Source organism: Thermodesulfobacteriota bacterium (genome assembly GCA_036482575.1).
GTDB lineage: Bacteria > Desulfobacterota > GWC2-55-46 > GWC2-55-46 > JAUVFY01 > JAZGJJ01.
On sequence record JAZGJJ010000232.1, the window covers coordinates 1 to 2,868 of the forward strand.

Here is a 2,868-nt window from a genome sequence, read left to right on the forward strand (position 1 = left end):
GGTCGAGTTCTCGAAAAAATACGACGTCCCGGTGATGGTCAGGTCTTCGTTTACCGAAGCCGACGGGACGCTTGTCTGCAAGGAGGACGAGGAGATGGAAAAGGTGGTGGTTTCCGGCGTTACCTACAATAAGGACGAGGCCAAGATATCGGTGGTGAGGGTGCCGGACAGGCCCGGCATAGCGGCAAAGCTCTTCCGCCCGCTCACCGAGGCCGGCATAAACGTGGACATGATAGTACAGAACATAAGCCACGACGCGCATACCGACCTGACCTTCACCGTCTCGAAGGGCGACTACGAGAAGGCGTTAAAACTCGTTAAAGCAACGGCCGGGGAGATAGAGGCCCGTGAGGTCGTAAGCGACCCGGACATCGCCAAGATATCGATAGTCGGCGCCGGGATGAGGAGCCACGCCGGAGTGGCCTCCCTGATGTTCGAGACACTGGCAAGGGAGGGCGTGAACATACAAATGATATCCACCTCCGAGATAAAGATTTCCTGCGTGGTGGAGGCGAAGCGCGCCGAGCTCGCCGTAAGGGTCCTCCACGACGCCTTCGAGCTCGGCAAAGAAGAGGTTACCGAGGAGAAGTAGGAAGGGCGCAACCCGGAGATTTTTTATTATGGCCAAAAAGAAACGACATACTCCCCCGAAGACCCCTAAGGCCGTTGTCCTCTACGACACGACGCTCAGGGACGGTACGCAGGCCGAGGACGTCTCGTTCTCGGTGGAGGATAAGGTGCGTGTGGCGCACGCCCTCGACGAGCTCGGCATCCACTTCATAGAGGGCGGCTGGCCCGGAAGCAACCCCCGGGACATAGGGTTCTTCAAGGCGATGAAGGGGGAAAAACTCTCCACCGCCCGGCTCACGGCCTTCGGCTCCACGAGGAGGAAGGGAGTAAAGGCCCGGGACGACGCCAACATAAAGGCGCTCCTCAGGGCCGGGACCCCGGCCGTTACCGTATTCGGCAAGAGCTGGAAGCTCCACGTGAGGAAGGCCCTCCGGGCCTCGCTCGAGGAGAACCTCGAGATGATCTTCGACTCTGTAAGCTATTTGAAGAAAAAGGTCGGTACGGTCTTCTACGACGCCGAGCACTTCTTCGACGGCTATAAGGACGACCCGGCCTACGCGCTTAAGACTCTCGAAGCCGCCATGGAAGCCGGTGCGGACTGCCTCGTGCTGTGCGACACCAACGGCGGCATGTTGCCGTTCGAGGTGGAGGCGGTGGTACGGGACGTAGGCGGCCGGGTGGGAACCCCGCTCGGCATCCATGCTCATAACGACTCGGGCACCGCCGTGGCGAACACCCTTACCGCCGTCAGGGAGGGGGCCGTACACGTCCAGGGTACTATAAACGGCCTGGGCGAGAGGTGCGGCAACGTGGACCTCGTGAGCGTAATCCCCGGGCTTAAGCTTAAGATGGGGGTAAACTGCCTTAGCTCCGCCTGTATGAAGAAGCTCCGGAAGACCGCGGGCTTCGTCTACGAGATCGCCAACCTCCCGCACCGTAAGCACCAGCCCTACGTGGGAGAGAGTGCATTCGCGCACAAGGGGGGCATCCACGTGAGCGCGGTCGCGAGGAGTTCGGAGACCTACGAGCACGTAAAGCCCGAGCTCGTGGGGAACCGCCAGAGGGTGCTCGTAAGCGACCTCTCCGGCAGGGCGAACGTGCTCTTCAAGGCGCGCGAGTACGGCGTTGACCTCGAGAGCGACTCCCCGGCCATAAAGAAGATACTCTCGGAGCTTAAGATTTTAGAGCACCAGGGCTTCCAGTACGAGGGGGCAGAGGCCTCGTTCGAGCTCCTCATGCAGAGGGCCTTGAAGAAAGGGAAAAGGAAAAAATACTTCAGGCTCCTCGACTTCCGCGTGATAGACGAGAAGAGGGAAGACGGCAAGAGGCCCTACTCAGAGGCCACGATAATGCTCGAGGTCGGCGGCAAGGTCGAGCATACGGCGGCCGAAGGGAACGGTCCGGTGAACGCCCTCGACAGGGCCCTCCGGAAGGCGCTCGAGAGGTTCTACCCCACCTTGAAGGAGGTAAAGCTCCTGGACTTCAAGGTCCGGGTGCTCGCGGGGCTCGGCGGCACCGCCTCGGTGGTCCGGGTGCTCGTCGAGTCCGGAGACGCCTCGGACAGGTGGGGGACAGTCGGGGTCTCGGAGAACGTAATAGAGGCGAGTTGGCAGGCAATTGTCGACAGCCTCGAGTATAAGCTCTACAAGGACAAGAAAAAAGCCCGCCGCCAGTAAGAGAGAGGAAGGGGGGAGAGATGGAGCGTAAGGGGAAAGATTTTGGCTACAAGCCCTTTGTTTTACTCTTTACGGCCTGTCTCTTTATCTTTTTCCTCAAGTCGTACGACTCCACACCAAGACCCTCATTTAATGATAGCCCTTCCAACATGGAGTCTACCGGCGGCGGCACGGCGGAAAGTAGGCTCGTGGCCGGAACACCTCTGGACATAAACACCGTGACCACCGATGAGCTGACACTCCTGCCCGGCATAGGCGAGGCCCTCGCCCGGAGGATCGTTACGAGGAGGACCGAGATCGGCGGCTTCGATTCGGTGGAGGAGCTCATAGAGGTAAACGGGATAGGCGAGGAGAAGCTCGCCTCCGTCCGCCCGTTCCTCAAGGCGGGTCCGGACTTTTGAGCGCATTCCTTCAGGGAGCCGAGATGAAAACCGAGATGAAAAAAGACATGAAAGAAGATATAATCGACATACTTGAGGTCAAGGAGAGGGAGATGGAGGCCCTTATAGAGGGGGCGAGGGTGAGGGCTCTTGAGATAACCGAAGCCGCCGGGGACGAGGCCGAAGGGATAAAGAACGCTGCGGCCGCCGAGGTCGACGGCGAGCTCGAGACCATAAGGGAG

4 protein-coding genes are annotated in these 2,868 nt (G+C 59.8%); all 4 read left to right on the forward strand.

The features are described from left to right. Window positions 1-592: ACT domain-containing protein (locus V3W31_10330; protein ID MEE9615326.1), on the forward strand; the 592-nt coding region annotated here is incomplete at its 5' end. A gap of 28 nt (window positions 593-620) precedes the next feature. Then, complete coding sequence (gene cimA, locus V3W31_10335; protein ID MEE9615327.1) at window positions 621-2,246, forward strand: citramalate synthase; 1,626 nt, start codon at window positions 621-623, stop codon at window positions 2,244-2,246. Window positions 2,247-2,266: 20 nt separating this feature from the next. Next, on the forward strand, window positions 2,267-2,647 hold the full coding sequence (locus V3W31_10340) for a helix-hairpin-helix domain-containing protein (GenBank protein ID MEE9615328.1): 381 nt from the start codon (window positions 2,267-2,269) through the stop codon (window positions 2,645-2,647). A 23-nt stretch (window positions 2,648-2,670) separates the two neighbouring features. Beyond that, on the forward strand, window positions 2,671-2,868 hold a 198-nt coding region (locus tag V3W31_10345), incomplete at its 3' end, for a hypothetical protein (GenBank protein MEE9615329.1).